This is a genomic window from Marinagarivorans algicola, from assembly GCF_001292705.1.
In the GTDB taxonomy this organism is placed as follows: Bacteria; Pseudomonadota; Gammaproteobacteria; order Pseudomonadales; family Cellvibrionaceae; genus Marinagarivorans; species Marinagarivorans algicola.
Map to the genome: position 1 here is coordinate 74,077 of NZ_LGAK01000010.1, position 26,747 is coordinate 100,823.

A 26,747-nucleotide genomic window follows, 5' to 3' on the forward strand; every position below is an offset into this window, starting at 1 on the left:
CATTATAGAAGCGCACCGAAAGGTGCGCTTTTTTTTTAATCGGAATTCGACATATCCATTATGAATAAACTCAATATTGTTGTGGTAGGAGGTGGCACTGCGGGTTGGATGAGTGCTCTAGCACTGTTAAAACTTAAAAAAAACACACTAGCCACGCTCACTGTTATTGAATCTCAGCGCATTGGTAGTGTCGGTGTTGGCGAAGCCACAATACCAACCATTAAAGCTTTCCATCAGGCCCTAGGTATCGATGAGCAAGCATTCATCCGTGCAACTAATGCCACCTATAAACTCGGTATCCAATTTGAAAATTGGGGGCCATCACCTTATATACACCCTTTTGGTGAGTACGGAAAAAGCATTGCTGGTATCGATTTCCATCAAGTGCTAAAGCATCATATAAACAATAGCCCGTCACAGAATATTGACGACTACAGCTTGCCGATTGCACTGTGTAAACTCAATAAATTCTCGCCCAATACAACCTATCAAGAACACAATTTTGCGTACGCCTACCACCTTGATGCCAAAAAATACGCAGTATTTCTACAACAGCAATGCCAAGCATTAGGTGCTGTGCACATTAGCGATACAGTCAGTGATATCAGCCATCATGCCAATGGCCACATACAATCAGTCACTCTCAGTAACGGGAAGAGCATTACCGGTGATTTATTTATTGATTGCACTGGTTTTAAAAGCTTACTGCTGCGCCCTCAAAAAGAGGTAACTTTTGAAAATTGGCAACACTGGCTACCAAGCGATACCGCAATCCCCTTTGCCACCCCCACACAAAATACCGCCGACATACGCCCTTACACCCGCTCAATTGCGCATGACTACGGGTGGCGATGGGAAATCCCCCTCGCCTCGCGCACAGGCAATGGCTATATATTTTCTAGCCAATACCTAAGTGAAGAGCAAGCAAGAAAAAATATTCTGCACGAGTTCCCCGAGCTCAAACCCGAAGATTTACGTCCCAGTATTACATTTAAAACAGGCCGATACTCTCATAATTGGAAAAACAATGTGGTAGCCATTGGTTTATCTGCAGGCTTTTTAGAGCCGCTTGAATCAACCAGTATTTATTTGATCCAGGCCGCCATTATGAACCTTGTAGAATTACTACCAGAGGTAATCAGCACAACACAGCCTGAACCCTTAGTGCAGGAACTAGAATTCAACCTAAGAATGAACCGTGAGTGGGAAACCGTCCGCGACTTCTTAATTTTACATTACAAATGTGCAAACCTATCCAGTAGCCCTTTTTGGGAATATTGTAAGCATATGGACATCCCAGCCACTCTAGCAAAAAAAATAGCCCTCTACAAAAGCTCGGGCAGCATCTTAGAAAACATAGATGAGATTTTTTTACAGCCTAGCTGGTTAGCCGTTTTTAACGGACAAAACGTAGAAAGTACACAAGGCAATATAAGAATAAGTGCTCTACCCAAAAACAAGGTCTCTGACATGATAAACCACTTATATCATTCCATCCAAGTCAGTGCCCAACAAACTCCTGATTACGCGGCAACGTTATTACAAACACACAATAACTTAAAATAAAGTGACAACCATGCCTAACCCTCCTCCCAATATCATTGTTCGCGGCAACCCACTTGAAGCATGCCTTACAGCGATTGTACTCAAAGTACAGCTAGGCAATGCACTGAATGTATGTCTCGAGTTAAAACCCTCAAACTCATCAAGCTACCCCACCTCTATTCAGGCCTCGCATTGTGATGCGCACACCGCCTCTCAATTACAAAAAATGGGGGTTGATCTTAGACAGCTATTAAAAAGCGGCGATGCAGAGTTTGCCTTAGGGATCAATCATAGACACATAAATTCAACAAAAAATGTTTTTTTACCCTTCGGTCATTACGGCGCAACCATTCACAAAAAACCCTTTTACTTATCATATTTAGAGCACGTCAAAAATTTAGACCCCCCTCATTCAATTAACGATTACTCTCTCGCCTATCAGCTTGCACATGCTAATAATATGGGATTTTCTTCTGACCAATCATCACCGCTTTGTGAACTTGAATATTGTTATACACTCAAGCACGATGCAATTACTCCCACACTGATAGCTTACGCTCAATCACTTGGCATACACGCCCTCGATAAAAAGTACAAGCATAATATCGATTTAATCATACTAGCCGAAGGCTTAGGTGATATCGATATTATGCATAAACGCACTGATAGCACGTGCCTTAAAAACCACATATCACTGCAGCATGCTGAATCAAGCGTCACCTATAGTATTGTAACAGGCTCTAGTGAGCATATTCACATGCTGAATACACCATCAGAAAAAGCCCCAACATATCAACAATCATCTTATGGTGATACAAAGGTATTACATTTAAAAAATAGCCATTTAGGGCTATTTTCTCAAGCGGGGTTCATCAGTACACACATTAATATAAGCACGCTAGTTGCAAATAATATTCTAATCAATAATGACACCATACAAATACCAACAATACAGCTTGAACATGAACAGCTAAGAATACATACAGCCGATATTTTTATGTATAGCGCCATCGCGTATCTTTTTAATCAGGCAACGATAGCGAACCCAAAGACCACAACGGCAATTGAACACGCATTAAAACTTTTTGAAGATAGTGTACAAATTTCTCATGTCATTCCTCCTCACATTAAATCTTATTGGCCATATTTTTGTATTTTAGTTTCTGAGCAAAAAGCACAAAGCTTACCCACTCCTTCACACCCGATTAGTGTGCCCATTCAGTATACAGAACGAATTAAACATATCTTTAGGCAAACAACGGTACAGTGTGCCAACTATAAAAATTTTAAACAGCATTTAGTAGGTATCTTATGAGCAACCCAATAAGAAAAATTATCATTGTTGGCGGGGGCAGTGCTGGATGGATGACCGCTGCCTATTTGTCACGTTTTTTACCCAAAGAGTCTTTTTCTATTACATTAATAGAATCAACAAGCATTGAAACTATTGGGGTAGGAGAGGCCACTATCCCACCGATTCATTCATTTAATGCCGCGCTCGGTATTGATGAAGCAACGTTTTTGAAAGAGACAAATGCAACAATAAAATTGGGCATTGAATTTACTCACTGGTCGCAGATAAATAGTCAATACTTTCACCCCTTTGGCACTCTTGGGCGTGCTACAGGTAAAGTGCCTTTCCATCATTATTGGATACGCAGCCTTATTAATCACAACAATACCAACCTTGCTCAATACTCTATAGAAACTGTCGCCGCTTATAATCATCGCTTTCAGCACCCTTCGGGGCAAGCCAATTCACCTCTCGAAAACTTTGGTTATGCATATCATTTTGATGCCGCTATGTATGCACGACTACTGAAACAAAAAGCACTTGAGCAAGGTGTCAATCATGTTCAAAAAACAGTGCGTAATATTGCGCTCAAAGATTCCAACGGTTTTATTGATAAGTTGATATTTGATGACGGAAGTGAATTAGAGGGTGACTTATTTATTGACTGCACAGGCTTTGCCGCTTTACTGATAGAAAAAACATTACATGTAGGCTACGAAGACTGGAGCGAAGAACTATTGTGCAATAGGGCCATCGCGATTCCAACTGATGAGCAGCACCCCCACCCCTACACTCAAGCTATTGCTCACCCTTTTGGTTGGCAGTGGCGCATTCCGCTCCAGCATAGGACCGGTAACGGCATTGTGTACTCTAACCAGCATATCTCTGATGATGAGGCTGAGCATACATTACGCAAAAACTTAAAAGGACAGCCGCTCAAAGACCCCAACTATATTCGCTTTACAACAGGTAAGCGTAAAGAGCAGTGGGCTAAAAATTGTATTGCTGTTGGTTTATCGGGCGGGTTTTTAGAGCCCCTAGAGTCAACCAGCTTGCATTTAACGCAATTATCAATCACTCGGATTCTCGATTTCATACCCCATGGTCAAATCACTCAACCCGCAATAACCGCATTTAACAGTGGCATGCATAAAACTTACAACGAGATTAAAGATTTTATTATTTTGCACTACAAATTAACGCAAAGAGATGACAGTGAATTTTGGCGTATCTGTAAAACCATGCCCATTAGCGACACACTTAAACTTAAAGTAGAGCTCTTTCAAAAGACAGGCAACATTATTAAAGATCAAGAAGAATTTTTTAGACAAACAAGCTGGCTAGCGGTTATGTATGGACAAGGTGTCACACCAGAAAATCACCACCCAATGGCCAACGGTATTACCGAGCAAGATCTCTTTGGCTTACTTAACAGCACCAGTGAAGTCATTAAACAAACGGTGCAGCATATGCCGACACATCACGCATTACTGCAACGTATTCGGTGATAACAATATCAACAATTGAAAAAAATTAAAAATATACCCTAAGTACCGTCTCGGCGACACACGCCAGACGGTTACTGCCATTGATTTCTACACTGACCTCACTCACTACATCCACACTGCGCTTAGCAGGAATTAAATCGATGAGTTTGGTGCGCGCGCGCACCGATGAGTTAGCTTTAACCGGAGAGGGGAAGCGCACGCGATTTAAACCATAATTCACTAACATGCGGGCTTCAGGGTAGGGATTATTTTGAAGGTTCACCGAGTCAGTCAATTTAGGAATAAGCGCCAAGGTTAAAAAGCCATGCGCAATAGTACAACCAAAAGGTGACTCTTTTTGTGCTCGTTCGGGATTGGTATGTATCCACTGCTCATCCCCGGTGACAGCCGCAAACTGATTAATGCACTCTTGTCCAATAACATGCCACTGCCCGCTATAGGTTTCTTCATCTAAGCGCTGATACCACTTATTATAAAAAGCCTGCGCTTCGGGGCTAATCACACGAGGAGCTTCAGGTTCGCGCTCAAAGAAGGGGTTAATCTTACCAACCCAGGGGTTATTCATGGTATTCGCCAGCGTCTCACTAAAGCGCTCTGATAAATTGCGCAGCTGGGGATCAAGGCGACCTTTAATATCAACCGTCTTAAATTGTTCACGAAAAATACGCTCTTTTTCTTTTAAGAACTCAACAACACTCATAGTAGATTCCATCCAAAATCAGTTATTTAAACGCTAATAACGAGCAACACGCCATAATACATGCTGCAATAAAAGGGTAAATCCATACGCACGCTATCGTATTTAGATTTAAAACAGCTTAAATACCTTACCCACACCCACACCCACGGCTGCATAATGTTTTGTTTTCACTAGTGGGCTAGATTCAAATGCAGCATGCGATAAATTATCGTAACGAATATATGCACCCAACAGCCAGCCTTCGGTAAACTTTTTTACCGAGAGCTTAGCGTAGCTCCCTGAGTAACCAGCGCTGGCCGAGTACTCGGGGCGTTCAGCGGTGGCGTACTCAGGGAGTACAGTATAGTAATAGCTGTGGTATTTTTGACTGCCCCACAATGCACCCGCAGAAACACCCAGCCCCCAGCCGTGATACATATTAGGCTTGCGCCATACTAGCCTAGGGTTAAACACATAACCTCGATAACGTACGCCCGCGCCACCAACAGTTGTGACTGCACGCAAAGGAAACCGCAAGCCCCAGCCGTGATTAAAACTAGGGCCGCTAAGTTTAACATTAATAGAGGGCCCCAACTCAAAAGCGGAATCCAATTTAGGCATACCTTCACGAGCAATATTTTCATCGCTATCAGCACTGAGCGAGGCATCGGCCGACAAGTTAATTTGCACGCGCACATTTTCAAAAATTTCGCTGCGAGCACCGCCTTTATCTATTTTTAAATAACGCCCGCGATACAACACCAATGGTACAGGAATAAACTTATTATGCCGTTGATCAGACCCACGGTAGTCGGGCAACGCCTGCCCACCAATGCCCAAACCCACTTGCCATTTGGGCTGCTTAAGCGGTTTTTTGGCCAGTGCTTGAGCCATTACAGCACCACTGGTAACGCTGCCTATACAACCACACAATAATACACAAAGAATACGATACAACACAAAAATTTACCCACAAGCGCGCCCGACAGCACATTAAAGCCAGCAGTTTACTTTAGGTATGAGTATCTACAAAACAAAACTCTAAATAAGCTATAAATGGCGCGCCAAGTAACATTCAAACCACGGTCGCTACAATTAACGCTACAATTCAACCGGCCAGAGTTTTTGTGAGCTCTGATCGTACGCAGCCCATAACGCTTGGTAAGTTTGATTCACTTCGGGGTGAACATATTGCGGCCAAGTATCGGCGAGAGGCTTCAAGACGAAAGCATTTTTTAAAATTTCATCGCGCGGCAGCACCACACTATCAATGGTGCCCACTTTTTGGTCATACGTTAAAATATCAATATCCAAAGTACGACCGGCAAATTTAGGTTGCGTACGATCGCGACCATGAGCATCTTCAATATCGCGCAACACCTGCCAAAGCTCACCTACCGCCAATTTTGTATTAATTTCTACCACCATATTTAAAAAGTTATCGCCATCAAAGCCAACAGCTTCGCTTTCATAAATTGGGGATAGCGTTAACTGACCAAAGGTTTTTGTAAGCGCCACCAGCGCCGCTTGAATACTGTGCACAGCATTTTGATTACTGCCCAGGCCCAACAACACAACGGCCATTATGGTTTTTCTCCTCGCTCTATTTGAATACCAATATCACTTGCAGCAGCAATAGCACCCGGCTTGTGAATGGCCAATTGCAGCCATTGAACAGCAAATTCTTTTTGTAATAATTCAGCCAAACGCTCGGCGAGTGTTTCGATTAACTGAAAGGCGCTCGCCGCGACAAACTGTGTAATGCGATCAGTAATCGCCTTGTAATCTAGCGTGTGGGTTAAATCATCGCTGGCAGCAGCCAAGCGAATATCAGTGGCCATCGTGACATCAATATACAGCGGCTGGCGAATTTCACGCTCCCAATCAAAAACACCAATCACGCCTTCAGTTTTTAGCCCCTTGATAAATACGGTATCACCATTCATGCCTGCACTCCTGACTGCGTTAACCCTGCTAACTCAGTCATTGGCCAGCGCGGTTTGACATTTACCGCCAAGGCGGCGCGCTGACCGGCCCGTAAACGCTGACAACCGGCATAAGCAATCATCGCGCCGTTATCAGTGCAAAACTCATGGCGCGCATAAAACACCTGCGCTTTCATTTTGCCCAGTGCCGACTCGAGTTTTTGCCGTAAATGCACATTGGCAGAGACGCCACCAGCAATCACCAAGCGCTTCATACCGCACTGCTCTAAAGCTCGACGGCACTTGATCACTAAGGTATCAGCCACCGCTTCTTGAAACGCATAAGCAATATCGGCACAGGTTTGCTCATCGGGCAAGCCATCGGGTAACGCATGCTGAGTCACGGTATTGAGGGTGAAGGTTTTTAAGCCGCTAAAGCTAAAATCAAGGCCAGGTCGATCGCACATCGGTCGCGGAAACTTAAAGCGTCCAGCAGTACCTTGCTCGGCCATAGCAGCCAACCTAGGCCCGCCAGGGTAATCAAGGTCGAGCATTTTGGCGGCTTTGTCAAAGGCCTCACCTGCCGCATCATCTAATGATTCACCCAACAAAATATATTCGCCTAGCGCCTTCACCTCGATAAGCTGCGTATGGCCACCTGATACCAGTAAAGCAACAAAAGGGTACTCCGGCGGTCTAGCCTCTAGTTGCGGCGCTAACAAATGCCCTTCCATATGATGCACGCCTATTGCTGGCACCCCTAGCCCCATGGCCAAAGCCCTTCCTGTACAAGCGCCGACAAGCAATGCTCCAATTAAGCCAGGCCCTTGCGTATAAGCAACCGCCTCAATGTCTTGCTTGGTACATGCCGCCTGCTCTAATACTTGATCGATCAGTGGTAATAGCTTGCGAATATGATCACGCGAGGCAAGCTCTGGCACTACTCCGCCGTATTCAGCATGCAAAGCCACCTGACTAAATAAAGTGTGCGCCAACAAGCCCTTTTCGCTATGGTAAAGCGCAACCCCCGTTTCATCGCACGAGGTTTCAATTCCCAACACTAACATTTGATAACCACACGTTGATAACAGATAAAATCATCGCCTTTAACACAAACAGCCCGTTATTCAGGCTCACCTCACAGTGCAAGACTGTTGGCGTGTAAAAGCGCATTAAAATGTATGGATAATATTACCTTGCAGCCCCCGAATTCTCTACGATTTTCGCCTCATAGCGTAAAACACGACCCCTGTCTACAATTAAACGTTGCAGGCAGCGCATCAACTGTATAGAATTGCGCACCCTTAAAACGACTGCCCCCTAAAGCAGTCATTACCCAACTTTAATTTGTACAGGTAGAAATATGCCTTCAGTAAAACTGAAAGAAAACGAGCCATTTGATGTAGCCCTTCGTCGCTTTAAGCGCTCTTGCGAAAAAGCGGGTGTTCTCGCCGAAGTTCGTCGTCGTGAATGCTATGAAAAGCCCACAACTGTTCGCAAGCGTAAAGCGGCTGCTGCTGTTAAGCGTCACGCGAAAAAAATGTCTCGCGAAAACCGCAAATTTCAACGCATGTACTAATCGCACTTGCGCTGCATAAAACGGCAACGCAACGTGTTACTGCACTCGCCCACACCACTGTATTAGTTGCAACGTTAAGCCCCGCATTCTAAAACAGCATTAAGAGCAGCGCAGTTATTAAGCACAAATACTATCGTTTTGATGTTAGCATCGAAGCTAGTACGGAATGTTATATTTCATTCCACTGTTAAGTCGTATTTCAATATTATTGAAAAACCACTTAATACAACAATTTAGGGCGACTACCTGATGAGCGAAATCAAACAAGCAATCACCAGCGCAGTTAAAGATGCTATGCGAGCCAAAGCGAAAGAACGCCTCAGCGTTTTACGCATGGTAACGGCAGAATTTAAACGCATAGAAGTTGATGAACGCATAGAACTTGATGACGCTCGCGTGCTCGCGGTGCTCGATAAAATGACCAAGCAGCGCCGCGATGCCGCTACTCAGTTTACTGATGCCAATCGCCAAGATTTAGCTGATATTGAAAATTTTGAAATTGAAGTGATACAGGCTTTTTTACCCCAAGCCCTCACCGAAGAAGAAATACACACACTTATCCGTGAGGCCATTGCCAGTACAGGCGCCAGCAATATGGGTGATATGGGCAAAGTGATGGGCATTATCAAGCCTCGAGTACAAGGCCGCGCCGACATGGGTGCCGTAAGCAAGCTTATCAAAGCTAGCTTACAAGACTAAGAACCGCCCATACACGCAAATCGCAGCGAGGCATTCACCTAACCAGTGCGCTACTGACCAGCAAAACAACGGCATATTGACTACGAGCCCGCGCAATGAGCCGCATCCCACAACCCTTTATTGATGACTTACTCAACCGACTCGATATCGTCGAGATTGTCGATAAACGCGTAAAGCTCAAGAAAACCGGCAAAAACTATTCAGCCTGCTGCCCTTTTCATAACGAAAAAACACCCTCTTTTACTGTAAGCCAAGACAAACAGTTTTACTATTGCTTTGGCTGTGGTGCCAGCGGTAATGCCTTGGGCTTTGTTATGGAGTTCGACAAAACCGATTTTGTCGATGCTGTAGAATCCCTTGCCAGTAGTGCAGGCCTGCAGGTCCCCAAAGAAGAGTCCCACTCCAAAAGCAGCAAACCCAAACAAGACTTCAAAAGCCTCTACAAGCTGCTCGCCGACTGCAGCGAGTTTTATCAAGAGCAACTGAAAGAGCACCCCGATCGCTCAAAAGCCGTCAAATATCTACAAGAGCGCGGCCTAACTGGGCATATAGCCAAAACCTATGGCATGGGCTACGCCCCGCAAGGCTGGAACAACCTGCTCAGTAAATTTGGCTTAACCGAAGACGACTGCAAAGCACTGATTACCGCCGGCATGGTGATTGACAACACCGAAGACAACAAGCGCTACGACCGCTTTCGCCACCGTATCATGTTCCCCATTTTAGATACACGTGGGCGCACCATCGGCTTTGGGGGTCGCGTATTAGGCGAAGAAAACCGCGTAGGTGCCGACGGAAAAAAAATGAAAGGGGGCGGCCCCAAATACCTTAACTCCCCCGAAACACCCGTCTTTCATAAAGGCAAGGAGCTCTACGGGCTCTATCAGGCGCGCCAAGCCAACCGCACACTCAAGCACCTGTTAGTCGTTGAGGGCTATATGGATGTCATTGCACTTGCGCAGTACGGCATCACCAATGCTGTAGCCACGCTAGGCACCGCCTGCGGCGAAGAGCACCTCAAGCTCGCCTTTAAATACACCAACACCATCGTATTTTGCTTTGATGGTGACAAGGCCGGCCGCACCGCCGCCAAGCGCGCGCTCGAAAATGCCATCCCGGTGATGCATGACGGCTATCAAATCCAGTTTTTATTTGTTCCTGAAGGGCAAGACCCCGACTCTCTTGTCCGCCAGATTGGTCCCGAGCGCTTCGCCGAGCTTGTCGCCAAAGGCAGCCCACTAGAAGAGTTCTTTTTTGATGTGCTCAGCGAAGACCTAGATACCACCTCAATGGGCGGGCGCGCACGCTTAAGCAAGCTAGCTGCGCCGCTATTGCACAAGCTGCCCAAAAGCGTATATCGCGAACTCATGTTTGAGCTACTGGCGCAGCGCACAGGCCTAAACCAAGATATCTTACAAGAACTCATCGCCGAACCCGTCCCCAAACTGGCACCCGATGAACTCACTCCCACCAAACTGCAGAGCCCAGACACGCAGCATGACACACCACCGCCACACGATGACGGCTTTATTCCTGCTTTCGACGGTGAGCCCACACCTTACGAGTCGTATTTTGCACAACAAGTACCGCTTAACAGCACCAGCGCAAACACGCAAACACAACAGCTCGCAACACACTCAAGCAAAATTAAATTGCCAGCCCACAAGCTTGCCATTCGTTTATTACTCGAAAACCCAGCGCTTGCGCACCGCATCCAGACGCTCGAGCTACCAGAATCTCCCGAAACAACGCACTTATTGCGGCTTTTCCACTTTTTGAAGCTACGCGAAAACCCTACATTCAATAGTATTGTTGGCGCCTGGCTCGGTATTTTTGGCCCTGATGCCAAAGAAGATCTACTCGACGCCACCGCAACAGAGGTGCTAGGGCAAGCCAAAAAGAGTCCTGCTTTTGATGATTATCAAGAGCTACAAGACGCCCTCAGCAAGCTGCAACAACAAGCTGACGAGCGCCAGCGACGCCAAGCACTTAGCCAGCTACACTCCAAACCATTCAACACCCTCTCGCCCGAAGACAAGCAACAACTACTCGACCTGCTGGCCTCAGGCAAATCCAAAACCCCCTCTAAAACAGAATAAGTTCAAAAACGCCCATTAATGCGTCAAAATAAAATCACATGGTAGCCAAAAGCCTAAAACTCACCTTAAGTGATGAAAAAACGAACACAAAACAATATCTTAAATAGTAAATTTTAGAGATTTCAACTATAATGTCCGGCTATCCCGTCACACCTAACCTGCTTTAACGGATGCTTGAATGAGCGAAAACAAACAGTCGCGAATCAAAGACTTAATCAATCGTGGTCGCGAGCAAGGCTACCTGACCTACGACGAAGTTAATGATCACCTACCCGAAGATATTTCCGATCCAGATCAGGTCGAAGATATCATTCAAATGATCAATGACATGGGCATTCGCGTGTTTGAAACAGCGCCCGATGCCGATGAGCTGTTAATGAATGACAGCGAAAACCCTGACGAGATTGCCGCCGCTGAAGCCGCTGCCGCACTTGCCGCCGTAGAAACTGAAGTTGGCCGCACTACCGACCCCGTACGCATGTACATGCGTGAAATGGGTACGGTAGAGCTACTGACACGCGAAGGTGAAATCGCCATCGCCAAACGCATAGAAGAGGGCCTGCGTGAGCTGATGCACGCACTCGCTTTTTGGCCCGGCTCGGTCAAAGCGCTGCTTGACGAGTTTGAGCTTTGCGAACAAGGCGAGCGCCGCCTAACAGATGTTATTAGCGGGTGGCTAGACCCCGCCGAAGATCCGGAGGCCCCTAAAATCGAGGGCTTCCAAGAAAAAGCCGTCGGCGTCATTGATGATGACAAAAAAGATGACGAAGACGAAGAAGACGAAGAAAACACAGGTATCGACCCTGAGTATGCCCGCGAGCGCTTTACCGAACTCAAAGAAGCCTACTTAGCTGCTGAAGAAGTCATCGCCGCTAAAGGTCGCATGAGCAAAGAAGCCGGCATTGCCCTAGAAGAGCTAGGCAGCGTATTCCGCTTCTTTAAGCTACCGCCTCGCCAGTTTGATCCAATCTATGGCAGCGCCCGCGAAATACTCCAAAAGGTGCGTACCACTGAGCGCGATCTCATGATGCAGTGTATTCGCTATGGCAAAATGCCACGCAAAACCTTCATTAAAGAATTTCCCGGCAACGAGACTGATCTTGATTGGATTCCAACAATCATCAAGAAAAAACGCGACTACTCCGATAACATGCGCAACGTTCAAGACAACATCTTAAAGCGCCAAGAAATCTTATTGGAAATGGAGCAAGCCACCGGCCTAGAGCTCAGCACCATCAAAGAGATCAACCGCCGCATGTCACTTGGCGAAGCGCGCGCTCGCCGCGCCAAAAAAGAAATGGTCGAAGCCAACTTACGCCTCGTGATTTCGATTGCCAAAAAATACACCAACCGTGGCTTACAATTTTTGGATCTTATCCAAGAAGGCAACATCGGCCTAATGAAAGCGGTTGATAAGTTTGAATACCGCCGCGGTTACAAGTTCTCGACTTACGCAACATGGTGGATTCGTCAAGCTATTACCCGCTCGATTGCAGACCAGGCGCGCACTATCCGCATCCCAGTGCATATGATTGAGACCATCAACAAACTCAACCGTATCAGCCGTCAAATGCTTCAAGAAATGGGCCGCGAACCCACACCCGAAGAGCTTGGCGAGCGCATGGAAATGCCTGAAGACAAAGTGCGCAAAGTGCTCAAAATCGCCAAAGAGCCCATCTCAATGGAAACCCCCATTGGCGACGACGAAGACTCGCACCTTGGCGACTTTATTGAAGACGGTACCATTACCTCGCCAGTGGAATCCGCCACTACACAAGGCCTAATGGAGTCAACACGCGAAGTGCTCGCCGGCCTCACAGCCCGCGAAGCTAAAGTACTGCGCATGCGCTTTGGTATCGACATGAATACCGACCACACCCTAGAAGAGGTGGGCAAGCAGTTCGATGTAACCCGCGAGCGTATTCGCCAAATCGAAGCCAAAGCCCTACGGAAACTACGCCATCCAACACGCTCAGACCACCTGCGCAGCTTTTTAGATGAGTAGTGCAAGTAGAGTCGGGCGCGCTACCTAACTAGCAATATCTCACTCAAAAGCCCCTGCCTGCAGGGGCTTTTTTATGCCCGCCACTTTTGCCCACCAAAGACATAACCACACATCAGCAGCCATAACGAGTAACAAGGCTTTGACCCACAAAGCAAAGAATGCCACACACGACCGACAAAATAGTAGCCAAGCCCAAAACAAGCCCTTATAATGCCCACCTCCTTTAGGCCACGCAGTAATTACAAAACACTGCACAAGCCAAAAGCATCCTATTTAGGGCCTTTAGCTCAGTTGGTTAGAGCATCCGACTCATAATCGGCAGGTCCCCAGTTCAAGTCTGGGAAGGCCCACCATATCAAAGCCCCGAGCCATAAGATTTTCGGGGCTTTTTGCTAAAATGAAAACTCTCTTGAAACGTTGCTTACACGCACTTACATTCGTATTAGCTGATTGAATTGAAAGGGCAACTAATGGCTACTAATATTGCCTATTAACAGCTATACTAATTACAGAGGGTAACGAAATGCCCGTTTGGAGGCGACAATGAAAGCTTCGAAAAGTGATGCAAATAAGAAAAGCGCAATAAGTAAAGTGGCCAGATCAGTAAGCTTCAGCTCAGATAATTTATCGAGCAAAAAGACTGTTTCTAAAGATAGGGAACGCTATATTAGAGACGTTTCTGCCAAAGCGCTATCTGCAGTCTGCGCATAATTTTCAAAGAAATTTTCAATAACGCCCCATTTATATGGGGCGTTTTTGTTTGTGGGGGATAACGGTTGAGTAAAAAGTGGGTGTTCGCCAGCTTAGTCACGGACGATAAAGATGCTATCGGCCTCATTGCCTACGCGCTTTACAAGCATAAAAAGCATACGCTCGCCACCACGCTGCGAAATGAAGGCCGAGAAGAAAACGATATACAAACTCAAGTTCAAACTTTTCATGATCAAACCCTGCAACACAATTCATTGGATGACTACAGGGACAAAGCTACGAATTTCTTAAATCAAATGATCAAAGAAGTTGAGACCCGAGAGAAGGAGAAGTATCAGAAGGAAAAAGCAAAGTCAGACAAAGAGCACAAGAGCACCCTAACAAAAGAAAAGACAAAACTGTTCAATAAAATTAAAAACTATCAAGAAGTAAATCGGGAATGGTACGAAAAGCTTGGCTCATGGCTTCTATCGGGCATCCCAAGCATTGTTTCATCATTTATAGTCACCTGCTTACTACTAGGCGCATCAATGTTTTTAGTTTCAGAAGCAAAGCGCCAAGAAGTATTTACCGAGCTTGCCTCAAAGTATCTTGGAATACAGCAAGGGGCGCAGCCCACAAAATCAAGCGCAAACCAGAAACCGCAGCCCCCTTCCCGCTAGGGGCAATAGCAGCCGATCGTTGCCTGTGCAGCCCACAGCGACCGCACAACCCGAGTCTTGCATAGGCGAAGATCGAGCACTCACCCGCATACTTTTCCATGTAATGTCGGCATGCGTTGACGCTATCAGCATTGACGACAGCGCCCAGAAGAACTGGACGCCGGAGGCTAGATCACGACCGGAGCGGTGCCGCTCTAGCGGAGGAGGTTGGGTTAGCGTGCGAATCGCAGACCGAACGACACTAGGCAAGGTTATCGGCTTGCTACCAATTCGAATTTTGGCAGATCACGGCAATCGACAGTCCCATCCTTAACCACATTATCCTTAAAACGTGATTGCATAGCGCAGCTATCGTCTCCTACTTATTAGCGTCATACGCCAAGCGAGGAAGTATTCTCTTCCGTATCTTCACGCTCCAAAAACCCAAGGGTTAGGCCTTTACAAATTTCCTAATTAGGATAAAGGAAGGCGTAAAAGGTAAACACATCTACATTAAAGTCGCAACACTTAACCAGCAGGGCATTGCTAATCTTGCATTCAAACAGTATTACTCCGCTTCACCCAACATGTATTCATGGAAGGTAAAAATATTAACTGACGGAAAACCCGATACGCTAAGCAAGCGACTGCCAAACTCAGTGAATTTAGGGTTCATAATAACGTCGCATTTTGCATGATCAAGATCAGCAAAATAATTGGCATACTTTTTACTGCCATTCAGTGAGCTAAGGTTCAGATTTTTATACGCCTGATTATAGCCTCGAAGCATGACGGCAGAATCGTAATCAAAAGACGCATCAAAAGCATTATTACCCTGGCGGACATTAGTCCTGAATGAGCGCACTTTAAACGCTACAGCATCATTAGCGACATCAACAAGTTTACAGTTAAGGCGCGTGGTATAACCACCTACCGGTAAAGTGAAGCCCAGTGATTTACAGACTGACCCTTCTTGCAGCATGCGTTCACGTACAACAAAGGCCAAGCCCTCAACCGTTGACGAGTTACCGCACTGCGCTATGTGCGCTTGCGTTGTGACACCCAAGTTAGGGGGCGTCGAGAAATCCCAATTGCCACCGGGGTAGCTGTCGCCATCTTGCGCCAAAATATCACCCGATAGCGCAATGTTATAAATGAGGTTTTCTTTTAACGGTTCGGCAGGTGTAAAAGTTAATGTGCGTGCATCGGCAATAGCAACGGTACCACTGACGGCTATTGCTGTGTCTCGCTCGCTTAATATAATGGCACTATTGGTATCCACACTGGCGCTATCTATGTCCTTGCTCAATGTGACACTCAAAACAGAAGCGGGCAAAATATATCGCTGATTTTTAGCGGGGAAGCTTTTTTCAACACCAAAAACCGGGGCACTGCTTGATGAGCTCATCGCTTGTGAGCTAGGCGGCTGCTCGCCTTCTGGGCTAGCTTCTGAGCTAGAGGCCAAACTACTTAATGCCATAGACGAAACAGATGAAACGACAGGCATTTCGCTAGTGGCTTCACTGGATACAGCACTAGAGGCGGTACCGCTATTTTGCAAAGAAGAGGCTGTACCCGCATCGCTGGTGGCATCTTCTTTTATGGGCTTAGAAGAACCCGAGTTACCACCACAAGCCGATAGCGCTAACGACAGCACACCGAGAGATAAAAAATATATAGGACTCATAAAAACCCTGATTACACTAAATAAATGAACCGCAATGTTGCCAGAAGCCATTGCCAGAGTAATCCAATAAGTATCACATTTCATCAAAGTGTGGCACGCTCGACATCTTTTTGGCCGCTTTACGTAACTGTGTCACATACTAAAAATTTACCCCCCATGCAGCTAACATAGGGGGATATCAGGGCTAACCTTTAGGTGAATAGGTGAATATTAGTATGATGTCAGCCAATGACTTTTCGCGTGTTTATGAGGGCTTAGGCCTAAACACTCAAAGTTAGACTATTCATCTTGCTCTGTCACACGATAAAAAACACCGTACGCTAGCTCAAAAAACCAGGTAATACGCCATCACATAAATCGGGCTCACCAAAGGTTTTCATATCGGTAAAACCCATGCCATGCGCAACACTTAAAAAACCATCGGCGTTGGCTTTACTGTTACTTGTAAAATTAAGGTGCTGCCCAGTACGAATCGCCCCCCCCATACCACCCATAAAAACAAAAGGAATATTGCGACGCCCATGCCCTCCTCCACCAGCATGCTCGCTGGTCCATAAGATCGTAGTGTTATCAAATACCGTGCCGTCACCTTCTGGGATCGATTTAAGTTTTTCGATAAAGTACGCCATACGCTCGGCATACCATTGACTCACTTTAATGCGGTTACCTTTATTTTGACTAATATCATTATGCGTAATCGAATGGTGGTCTTTATTCATACCTTTTGAGGGGAATTTCTTTTTAGATACGCCATTTTCCCATTGCATGGTAACAATACGCGTTAAATTACATGCCAGCGCATGGGCGATAGTGTCCATCGTATTTTCGCCTTTTTTGCGGTATGCATCTTCTGCTGATCCGCTTTCATTTTGTAAAGGCGGCGTCATACAAGCACTCATATCCACATCGGGTGCATCAAAGGTCAGGCGTGCCTCAATCTCACGAATCGATTGCATATGCGCTTCCATTTTATGCCTATCATCGGCGCCAAGCTTATTAAGAATGCGATTAAGATCAGCAGAAACATTATCGAGCACACTTTTTTCTTGTGCTAGACGACGCAATAAATCGGGGTCTGCCGCGCCGCTGCCTAAGCCGTTAAAAAGCCGTGCGTGTAAGTTTGAGGCCTTAGTTTCTGGCGGTAATGGCTTGCCCGGTTCAGCATAAATAATTTTTGACGCCCAACTAGTCGTTTCGATACCGGCATTAATGGTATTAAATTTTGTACGCGTTGCAGGGTCAGCCATAATGCGCTTAGCCAACACCTGATCGATAGACGGGCCAGATGATGTCCAATCGTTTTTGCGGCCATTTTTCGGATCAATACCATAAGCACCAGTCAATAATTGTGGCACAACCGGCGGGTGACTGTTTTCGATAGGACGAGAAGTAAACGATTTATAATCAATCCCCGATACACACACCATTTCATTTTTATATTTTTCGAGTGCTTTAAAAGAGTCTTTAAGGGCAAAACTACTACCGTTGCCGTTGGGCACAGTATCTTCTACCCCGTTGGGCGTTACCACAATAATAAAACGCTTATGAATCTGGCTCGCGGCATCGGCCTCTAAGACAGGGACGAAAGGCGCAATCGCCGCACCAGCACCGGCAGTACGTAGAAGGGCGCGTCGTCCGAATTTTTGCGTGTAATAATGATTAGTATTCATGACGGTATTCCTATTTTTTTTCTGTACGTAGGTAGCGAAAGGCATCGGTTAATACAACAGAGAGCATCGTCTCACGTATACTGTAATTAGAGCGGGCAGCCGCTTGGTTGGCAACGGCCAGGGAGCAAGAGTCTTCATTGCCCGCCATTCGCCCTGTTGCAAAACGCATCCATTGCTGGGTATAGCAAGCACGCGAATCAATACTTGAACCCAGTAGCATTTGCAGCTCTTGCCCACCAGTAAAAAAGCCGTTGATATCACTAGTGGCTACCACTTCACCATGATCGTCAATATCAAACTCTTTGCCCGATATTGACACTAATACATCACGCCATTTACCATCGCGATCGTAATGATCAAATGCAAAGCCGAGTGGATCCAGCAATACATGGCAACCACCGCAACTAGTATCTGAGATATGGCTCAACCATTTTTCACGTGGCGAAGCATCGGGGTCATCATTTTCGATTTCAGTCGGGACATTAGCTGGCGGAGGCGGGACATGGCCGCACAATACTCCCTCGCGAATAAAAATACCTCGACCCGAAGGCGGTGTATTACTATTTAAAAACCCAGCTCTTGCCAGTAGCCCACCACGACGGCTAGCATCCAATTCATAACGCGCATAGCCCTCTTGCTCGGGGCCACTCGCATTACCCGTCACTTCATACAATGCTTTTGTCTCATCATTTAAAAAGCCATAACTCACCGTAAATAGCTGATCAAAAGAGGCGTTATCTTCATAGACCAATGACTGCACCGTACGCAAAGTATCTTCGTTAGAGGCGCGTACTAAAGACTCTTTATCATCGCCAGCAACAGGGGCTTGTAAATGCATCCACTCGCGATGAAATTGACTGATAACAACCTTAGAACGCGGGTCTTCAAATAAACGTTGAGCCTGCGCTTTGATTTGAGCATTGGTTTTTAATTTACCTTCGGCCGCAGCGGCTAACAAAGCATCATCGGGCGCATCACGCCAAAAGTAAAAGGCTAAACGCGAGGCCAATTCATACTGCGTGAGAGGATATACTCCCGGGCTCACTTCGCGTGGCTCCCCCACTTCAATGTGATAGATAAAATTAGGCGACGATAGCACTGCTTGCAGCATGACTTGCAAACCTTCGGCAGGTGATGCATCGTTGCTGGCGCGGGTGTAAACAGCCATAAGACCATCTTTTTCTTGGTGGCTTAACGGCCTGCGGTAGGCTTTTTTCACCACCGTATTCAAAACGTTAGCGATACAGCTGGGCGTATCAGCAGATGCAGTACCGCCGGAGGATACCGGCTGTGCGCACGGTTTGTTACCACACATGCATACACTGTCGTTCGCACTGCTGTTTTTGCAATCAGTGGCGCCGGCACCAAACACTTCTCGGCATTGACGCGTGCTATTACATTGGTCTGTACCGGGCACAATACTCGGGCCACCCTCTAGACGACATGGCATCCAGCGATCTCGATTTTCAACCGCCGTTGCAGCAATTTTTTTTGCGGTATCTAAGTACTGCTGAACTTGCTGCTCCGATACTGCAAACTGTGTATTAAAACTGAAGCTACCGATTTTAGTATCATCCGAAAAATTCTCGCTAAAGTCTCGGCTATCGCTAAATAAGGTATTAATTAAGTGGTTGTATTCAACGCTGGTCAAACGTTTAATACCACCGTAGCTGGCGTCAACACCTATTTCACAGGCTTTCATATCACCCGCTAAGCCTGGATCATTAAATTCGACCTCATCGGGGCCATCATCGTGATAGCCTGCAAAATTTGCCAAAATATAATCGGCAAACTCTTTCGCACAGTCGTTACCGCACGATGTCGGTGCTGCCAAGGGCATGCGTACTTCAATCGCACTCACCAAGGTATCGTAATTACTACAGGTTTCACACTGCGACGCTGTTAAGGCTCCACCGACAGCAACGTTTTCGCCCTTTTCATTGCCGTGACAATTACCACACTCAGCAGCATATCGGCTTGCAATTGCGTCTTGTGAAGCGCGCGATGAAGTTGTATTTGATTGTGAATGGCTTGACCGAGAGCTGGCCTGCCCCTGTGATGAAGCGGTTGGTACGCTCGATAATGGCGCAACCGAGCTCATAGGGTTGTTAGACACAGGGTCTGTAGGTGCAACTTTGTCATCTTCCGTTCCGGAGCACCCCACTAGAACCGCTATCGATAGCGTAACAAGAGCGGCAGTCCATAGCTTATTCAACAAGCGACAACCTTGCGCCTGTCGCACGTATGGTTGCTGCCGAGTCATCGGTCTTTTTATCATTTGAGTCATCATGATCTGTCTCTCATTTATAACGACATTAGTCGCATTTATTGGTATTCAGCACACGCTGCGTAGTGCCTTTATTGTTGTCGGTACATCACTACATTATTTTTCACTACGTGCTGCCTAGCCACTCAACCAGCCATCACATAGAGCCGCCCTGTCAATCCGTGCGCACAATGATGAGTAAGGCCAGCTCTTTCTGAGCATCTCTTCATAAAAAAGCCACCAAGACTTTCTTTTGGTGAAATTTACACCAATTATAACGATTAGTAGATTCCCAATTCATACCGCAATGTCCCACAAGACTAACTTTTGTCCCAATATAATAGGGTATTTGGAATGCGAAATTGGGCTATTACCCAAAAACACGACTAGCTCACAACCCTTGCCAGAGTAGCGCTGTGTGTCCGCTCATATAAAAAGCGACCTATGTCACACCATAAAAAGTGACGTTATAACGGCCTACAATAAGGCAGCCCAAATAAAGAATGAGACAACAGCGCTCAGTCTAGATTTTGAGTAGGCTAAGCACTCAAAAAAGCCGTGATTTTTTATCAATGCATATGCGTGCATCACTCTCACTAAGCACTGCTAAGTACCTGGCTCCATGTGAGTGACGGCGTATAAGGTAACAATGAATAGAGACAATGAATGGGTGCAACTGATGAATAGCGCTCACAAAAGATAGGCCAGTATTTAGTGGCAGGATGAGTAGATGGGCGGTCATATCAATATGGTATTGATACGGTTTACAGATTAATATTTACCGAGCTTTACGAACATCGCTCGGCGTTCGCCCTGTGACTTTTTTGAAGGCTTTACGAAATGCCGCTTCTGACTCATAACCACATTGCTCAGCAATATCAGTAATAGTCCGCTGAGTTTTGACAAGCTCATGCGTTGCCTCTTGCATACGCCAATGCACCAAATACTGCATTGCAGGCATACCCACCATGTCATTGAAGCGCTTAGCAAAAGAGGAGCGCCCCATTGCAGTCTCAGCGGCAAGCAACTCCAGTGACCAATGTCGCCCCGGTTGACCGTGAATGGCTGCCAACGCACGACTGATTCGCGTATCAAATAGCGCTGTCAATAAACCTGACTGGATCGCACCCACTTTGATTTGCTGACGAATAACCTCTACAAACAACAGGTACGCTAAATGATTAACCACGGCATAGTGCCCTGGCTGCTCACGACTTAACTCACCAATCATTAAATCCAGTACCGTGCGCACTTGCGGGGCATCACTCATCGCGCTTAAATCCAGTATCACAACCGAGCCCAATGCCTCGACGAGAGGCCAAGCCTGCTTATTTTTAAATTCAAAAAAACCACACACCATCTGTGTAATAGGGCCCATGTTCAGCTGACTATCCACATTGATTGCCTCTTCGGCAGGGCACAAGCTATCGCTGGCAATAATATGGCGATCATCATGCGGGAAAAAAACAAGATCACCCGATGTTAGGTGCCTAGGGGGCTCAGAGCCCATGTGTAGCCAGGCCTCACCACGACTAATAAGATGAAAGGGCATATGCTTTGCCCCAGAGGTATCTACCGCCCAAGGGCCACAAAATTCACCGTTGACATACACTTCAGCATGCAACTGCAAACGCTGTAATAATGCACTAAGCCCATCAGGCTGATCAAAATTCATAACGCCCCCTGCGCTAATTGCTTTTTATACCACCGATCATCACACCTCGAAGACAATGCGATACCAACAGTCAGCGCTATATGCGTGAAGCAGTACAAACACATAAATCCGCGTAAAGCGCAGCGCTGAAATAGACAAAAATCAGTCATCAATGCCTTTTCGAATCATGTTTTTCAAACGAGATTACTACAAGGTACGCCTACCTAGTTATTGTGCGTGCTTTTATCTAATTCAAAAAATAAAAAATTAACCACATGGTGGCGGTCTGTAGCGGCATCATGTGAGCGTACCACATTGATAAACGACGCTCCCATATGCGTAAAGCGCTCATCCATAATGACATCACACTGCTTTTGCGTCATATTTTTTAAATAATCATTAAGATCGGTATATTGATTCAAATAGACACGGTTAATACTTTCATAAGAAACCGGCGCAATATGATTGCGACTTAAGCGAGCAGTATCCGTATGAAAGTCATCAAATGTAACACTTCACCCACTTTCAAGAAAGCTTTTAGCAATAGAAGGCCCGTTCCAGCACTCGCGTTCTCACTCATAACTTGGTCTTTGACCGCTTATACATATAAATCGGCAGTCTCTTGTGCGGCCGCCTGTACATCGTAATCAAGTATTAATGTATTAAGTTTTTTGGTATAACCCAATGCGGCACATATCGATGCACCTTCAGTCAAGCTGACAAATTTCATCTGGTAGGGTGCAATGAATTATATTTTGAAGGTTTTAGCATCCAGAGCGCTCCTATAAGCACTCATGGATGGCCTGAGTAGCCAAGACATTTATTAGCGCCCCATTTCACAATTTATAAATAGTAACTTAAAATCAAAGAATCGATGCAAGCTATAGACTAAATTAAGAGAGTCAAAAGCTATAAAAAAAGCACTTTAGTTTAAAAACTAAAGCGCTTAAATATCAATTAATTATAAAATAGTAAACTATTATTTAGAGATAGCAAAGCCTGAAGACTCATAAAATATTGACTGGCTCGTTTAAGCAACCTGCAATCTTGTGCTCGCTGATATAATGGCAGCGACTCATTAATATATACAGCCGCATAATTAATAGTTATTTATTTTGTTATAACTCTAGCTCCCTTGTCTGTTAACTCAGATACCGCCGTAGCAGAGGCTGCCGTAGGCGCACCATCATTCAAGCGCAAGATATTGATAAAAATATTCTTTCTAGAAAAATTAATGGTATTTAAATGATTAAGTAAGTTATCAACCTCAAAGGAATCAAACGCAGTACTACCACCTTGCTGTAAATTTAAATTAGCTAATTGCTTGGGATTCCACTGTGAAGGCAAATTAAATTTATCAACCGTGTTTTCACCACCTAATTGGAAGGTCGTTATCTGGTTATGCACCAACTGGGATAAATCACCATAAACCGTGTTATTACCATACAATGTGAAACTTGATATATTAATAGGTAATGTAGTGATATTACCCATTATTGTATTATTACCATACACGGTAAAATTCCTCATTGTCTCTTTTAGGCTTGCAATATCACCGAGTAACGTATTATTCCCCCTAACATTAAAATTAGTTATGCTATTCTCTAAGGTGCCAATATCGCCCATTATTGTATTCTGGCCATAGACATTAAAACTTGCCAGCCCAGCAGATAGCGTATTTACATTCCCGCTAATAGTATTGTTCCCGTATACATCAAAATATTTTACATTTTGCGGAATATTAGCAATATTACCTGTAAGGGTATTGCTACCTCGCACATAAAACACCCTCATAGTATCTGTTATGCTAGCTATATTTCCACTCACCGTATTACTACTTAGTAAATATAATGTTTCTAACGAACTAGATAGCTGTTCAATATCACCATTAACATTCCCCTTATCATAAAGGTATAAATAAGTCAGTGAGCCGGGGAGATTAGCAATATTCCCCATCAAGCCCGATGCGACTGAGGTCCGTCCATATATGCTTAAATGCTCAAGGTTTACCGGTAGGTCTTGAATTTTACCAGAAACACCACTTTTACCTTGAAGGCGTAAATAGGTTAACGTCCTAGGTAGGTTCGCTGCTGTTCCTGTTACTGTACTGTCACGGCCGTTTATGTAGAGATATTCAAGACTAGTCGGTAACGAGCCAAAATCACCCGTTAGTGGGCTACCGTAATCAAATTCAACTACTTTTAAATTAACAGCTTTTGATAATGCCGCGACATCGAAATCAAAAGTACTATATTCACCTTCAATTCTTTCAGATTTCAATACTCTCGCTGTACCTATACCATTTAAAAATGTAATGACGACACTGCCCGAGCGCGTAGACCCGTAATCATGATAGACACTCGTATAAAGCTCACCATTACGGCTTCTATTATGAGTATCAAAACTAACGACATCGACTGGCTCGCCATCTTGCCAATCAATAGTGGCGATACCGGATGATACGCCTACAGAGAGCCCTAATTTATCGGTTGCAGCAAAATCCAAGCTAATTTGGTTGGCTGATAACGCCTCAACTACATAAATAAATTCAATAGTATCTGTATGGTTCTCGGTATCTCTTGCTTCTACGGTAAACTCAAATGTTCCAGTCGTAGTAGGAGTACCCACTAAACGCGCGCGATTACCAAAAACATTTAATGCTAGACCGTCAGGTAATATACCGCTAGCAATGGTATAACTAATGTCTTGCTCTGCGGTAATAGGTAAAATATTCACCGGTACCGGTTCATCCACCAAAGCATAAATTTTTAGTTTATCGTCATCAAAACCAATAGGGTTAGAAATAATATCAACCGGCCCTGCAGCAGGGCCATTTAACGTAATGGCTAGCTGTTCGTTGGTAGCTGCTGTAATGCACGCTTCTTGGGTAAAAGCAAAACTAAGATCATCATAAAAAATACCCGCACTAAAACATACTTCTGTATTGGCCGGTATTTTTAATGGTTCTGTCGTATCACCTACTGTCAGGGTTGTACTGGCATTACTGAGCCAAGCGAGTGTTGTTGCTTGCGCTAAAATAGTCGCTTCACCCGCCCTCGAGCCCAATACGGTGATACTCACCGAAGCTGTTTGTGCAACAATGTCACAATTCCACCATGTAAAATGGCTCACCGTTGCCTGCATGGCTAAGCCTGTTGTCGATTCACTAGATGCAATAACTTGGCCTGTACCCTCTTGTAACCAAACACCGGTTTTTTCGTTTAATGACCATAGCGGAATAGTGTCTCCAACTTTAATAGTTGTACCGTCTTGGTAAGTACTCACATACATTGGAATGATAATATCCGCTGTTTTATCAGCTGCCAATTGAATAGGTTGACCATTTTGCGTGAACTCATATTCTACCGTACCCAAACTAATAATATCATTAGGCTCAGCCCCCTCATCAGAAACACCAGTAAAACTACCAGGAAAAGCCAGCAAAGTTGCAGGGTTTGATACATCAACTGGCGTGATAGTTAATTGAATATCACCCGTCACAGGGTTACCGCTGGCATCAACAAAATCGTCTTTATCAACCGTCACAGCAGCGCCATTAGCACCCACTTGCACACTTTGTCCACTATTGCTGATAGTGATTATTTCACCACGCTTAATGATGGTAACATCAACAAAAATACGACCATCTTCCTTAGGTGTTGACACAGGAACAACTTGATAAGCAAAACCTACAGAGGCAATACGGAGGCTGTATTTTTCAAGAGCATTTAGGGTAAGTGAAAAATTACCGTCGATATCCGTAACTTGATCATCACTCACTAGTTGACCGTCTTGGTACACCTCGATTGTGGCATTAAACACTGCTAGGCCTGCGGTATCAGTTACGCGGCCATTCACAAGGGATTGCGAAGTTGTTTCTTGCTCAGCACCAGGGCCTGGCGGATTATTCAGTAATACACTATTAAAATAACGGAAATCCTCCAGACCTACACGACCGCTTTCATCTAAATCATAAAGTAAATTTTGTGAACTAAAAGCACTGACAAATAATGATGCATCAGCACTATCGACACGGCCGTTATTATCAAAGTCGCCATCACACACATTACCATAGCCATCATTATCGCTATCTATTTGCTGAGGATTGGCAACTTCCCGACAATTATCCCGGGTATTAATAACGCCGTCACCATCGGTATCAGTTGATACAGACCAAGCAAATGGTGCAAAACACAAGGCCATCATAATCAGCAAGTACTGACACAGTCGCTGACTATTCATTTTATTCGTTTTTTTCACAATGAAGTTCCTCTTAAACATCATTAAATAATAGGGGCATTAAAGCAGTTAACACAAAGAGCAAAACGCAGTATGTCTTCATGTCAAAACAGTAGAAACCTTTCGGAAATCATTGTCCAACCCTAATAACTTAACAAGAGCATTAGTGGCACCCAAAACATTTTTTGCAGTTATTAATCCTTTTAAGACACCCATAAAAAATAATTTAAATCGTTAGAAGTGTCATATATTTTATTACAGATAAAAGAAGGGGCATAATACAAAAACCAACCATGTAAAATTTATCAACACCCATGCAAATTCTATAAGACACAAAGCATCGCTCTATCGTGCTTTATAAATTGATAGCACCAGAGCGCTTTTAAAATTTTAAACTCAATAATAATTATCGCTATTCAATCAGCCGACAAATCTCAACATAAGAAGCTAAAGGGTTATTTTATGAAAATTTAATGCTGGATTTTAAGGCGTGCAACATCAAAAAGAACACAATCAAGAAACACAAAATCAAAAAGAACAAAATAA

At 45.0% G+C, this 26,747-nt stretch carries 19 protein-coding genes and 1 tRNA gene; 9 read left to right on the forward strand and 11 right to left on the reverse strand.

Going from position 1 to position 26,747, the window contains the following annotated elements; genetic code table 11:
* The first annotated feature begins 60 nt into the window (after window positions 1-60).
* From AC438_RS04355 to AC438_RS04365, 3 genes are read left to right on the forward strand one after another with little or no spacing between them, the layout of a single operon-like run.
* Window positions 61-1,566, forward strand: coding sequence for a tryptophan halogenase family protein (locus tag AC438_RS04355; protein WP_053980048.1), 1,506 nt, complete (start codon window positions 61-63; stop codon window positions 1,564-1,566).
* A 10-nt stretch (window positions 1,567-1,576) separates the two neighbouring features.
* Window positions 1,577-2,860, forward strand: a complete 1,284-nt coding sequence (locus tag AC438_RS04360; RefSeq protein WP_053980049.1) for a tryptophan 7-halogenase — start codon at window positions 1,577-1,579, stop codon at window positions 2,858-2,860.
* Window positions 2,857-4,347, forward strand: coding sequence for a tryptophan halogenase family protein (locus tag AC438_RS04365; RefSeq protein WP_053980050.1), 1,491 nt, complete (start codon window positions 2,857-2,859; stop codon window positions 4,345-4,347). The genes AC438_RS04360 and AC438_RS04365 overlap by 4 nt, the downstream gene beginning before the upstream one ends.
* Window positions 4,348-4,372: 25 nt before the next feature.
* Here the strand turns inward: AC438_RS04365 and AC438_RS04370 are convergent, their stop codons facing one another.
* From AC438_RS04370 to tsaD, 5 genes are all read right to left on the reverse strand, one after another.
* Window positions 4,373-5,047: a MaoC family dehydratase gene (locus AC438_RS04370; RefSeq protein ID WP_053980051.1), complete on the reverse strand. Its 675-nt coding sequence runs from the start codon at window positions 5,045-5,047 to the stop codon at window positions 4,373-4,375.
* 108 nt (window positions 5,048-5,155) lie between these two features.
* Window positions 5,156-5,920, reverse strand: coding sequence for a MipA/OmpV family protein (locus AC438_RS04375; RefSeq protein ID WP_053980052.1), 765 nt, complete (start codon window positions 5,918-5,920; stop codon window positions 5,156-5,158).
* Window positions 5,921-6,127: 207 nt separating this feature from the next.
* Window positions 6,128-6,610 carry a 2-amino-4-hydroxy-6-hydroxymethyldihydropteridine diphosphokinase gene (gene folK, locus AC438_RS04380; RefSeq protein WP_053980053.1) on the reverse strand — a complete coding sequence of 161 codons (483 nt, stop codon included), beginning with the start codon at window positions 6,608-6,610 and terminating at the stop codon, window positions 6,128-6,130.
* The gene (gene folB, locus AC438_RS04385) at window positions 6,610-6,972 is read right to left on the reverse strand and encodes a dihydroneopterin aldolase (RefSeq protein WP_053980054.1); all 363 of its coding nucleotides are present in this window, start codon (window positions 6,970-6,972) and stop codon (window positions 6,610-6,612) included. The genes folK and folB overlap by 1 nt, the downstream gene beginning before the upstream one ends.
* Complete coding sequence (tsaD, locus tag AC438_RS04390) at window positions 6,969-8,018, reverse strand: tRNA (adenosine(37)-N6)-threonylcarbamoyltransferase complex transferase subunit TsaD (RefSeq protein WP_053980055.1); 1,050 nt, start codon at window positions 8,016-8,018, stop codon at window positions 6,969-6,971. Before tsaD ends, folB begins: the two co-directional genes overlap by 4 nt.
* Before the next feature lie 296 nt (window positions 8,019-8,314).
* Here tsaD and rpsU point away from each other — a divergent pair, with 296 nt between their 5' ends.
* The 6 genes from rpsU to AC438_RS17075 all read left to right on the forward strand — a co-directional run bounded on the left by rpsU (window position 8,315) and on the right by AC438_RS17075 (window position 14,706).
* A complete protein-coding gene (gene rpsU, locus AC438_RS04395; protein WP_053980056.1) occupies window positions 8,315-8,530 on the forward strand; it encodes a 30S ribosomal protein S21 in 216 nt (71 codons plus the stop codon).
* Between the two features lie 246 nt (window positions 8,531-8,776).
* The gene (locus tag AC438_RS04400; protein ID WP_053980057.1) at window positions 8,777-9,229 is read left to right on the forward strand and encodes a GatB/YqeY domain-containing protein; all 453 of its coding nucleotides are present in this window, start codon (window positions 8,777-8,779) and stop codon (window positions 9,227-9,229) included.
* Window positions 9,230-9,324: 95 nt separating this feature from the next.
* Window positions 9,325-11,328 carry a DNA primase gene (gene dnaG / locus AC438_RS04405; protein WP_053980058.1) on the forward strand — a complete coding sequence of 668 codons (2,004 nt, stop codon included), beginning with the start codon at window positions 9,325-9,327 and terminating at the stop codon, window positions 11,326-11,328.
* Between the two features lie 178 nt (window positions 11,329-11,506).
* Window positions 11,507-13,333, forward strand: coding sequence for an RNA polymerase sigma factor RpoD (gene rpoD, locus AC438_RS04410; protein ID WP_053980059.1), 1,827 nt, complete (start codon window positions 11,507-11,509; stop codon window positions 13,331-13,333).
* A gap of 276 nt (window positions 13,334-13,609) precedes the next feature.
* Window positions 13,610-13,686, forward strand: a tRNA-Ile gene (locus tag AC438_RS04420).
* A gap of 423 nt (window positions 13,687-14,109) precedes the next feature.
* Entirely contained in the window at window positions 14,110-14,706 is a 597-nt protein-coding gene (locus tag AC438_RS17075) for a hypothetical protein (protein ID WP_202904706.1), read from the forward strand.
* Window positions 14,707-15,253: 547 nt separating this feature from the next.
* Here AC438_RS17075 and AC438_RS04430 read toward each other — a convergent pair.
* The 6 genes from AC438_RS04430 to AC438_RS04455 all read right to left on the reverse strand — a co-directional run bounded on the left by AC438_RS04430 (window position 15,254) and on the right by AC438_RS04455 (window position 26,222).
* The gene (locus tag AC438_RS04430; protein ID WP_162230695.1) at window positions 15,254-16,372 is read right to left on the reverse strand and encodes an Ig-like domain-containing domain; all 1,119 of its coding nucleotides are present in this window, start codon (window positions 16,370-16,372) and stop codon (window positions 15,254-15,256) included.
* A 320-nt stretch (window positions 16,373-16,692) separates the two neighbouring features.
* Window positions 16,693-18,042, reverse strand: coding sequence for a DUF1552 domain-containing protein (locus AC438_RS04435; RefSeq protein ID WP_053980062.1), 1,350 nt, complete (start codon window positions 18,040-18,042; stop codon window positions 16,693-16,695).
* Window positions 18,043-18,052: 10 nt separating this feature from the next.
* On the reverse strand, window positions 18,053-20,332 hold the full coding sequence (locus AC438_RS04440) for a DUF1592 domain-containing protein (protein ID WP_082353968.1): 2,280 nt from the start codon (window positions 20,330-20,332) through the stop codon (window positions 18,053-18,055).
* A gap of 754 nt (window positions 20,333-21,086) precedes the next feature.
* The gene (locus AC438_RS04445) at window positions 21,087-21,983 is read right to left on the reverse strand and encodes an AraC family transcriptional regulator (protein WP_053980064.1); all 897 of its coding nucleotides are present in this window, start codon (window positions 21,981-21,983) and stop codon (window positions 21,087-21,089) included.
* Between the two features lie 203 nt (window positions 21,984-22,186).
* Window positions 22,187-22,384 (reverse strand): hypothetical protein, encoded by a 198-nt coding sequence (locus AC438_RS04450; RefSeq protein WP_053980065.1) that lies wholly within the window; start codon window positions 22,382-22,384, stop codon window positions 22,187-22,189.
* 688 nt (window positions 22,385-23,072) lie between these two features.
* The gene (locus AC438_RS04455) at window positions 23,073-26,222 is read right to left on the reverse strand and encodes a thrombospondin type 3 repeat-containing protein (RefSeq protein WP_053980066.1); all 3,150 of its coding nucleotides are present in this window, start codon (window positions 26,220-26,222) and stop codon (window positions 23,073-23,075) included.
* Window positions 26,223-26,747 lie beyond the last annotated feature (525 nt).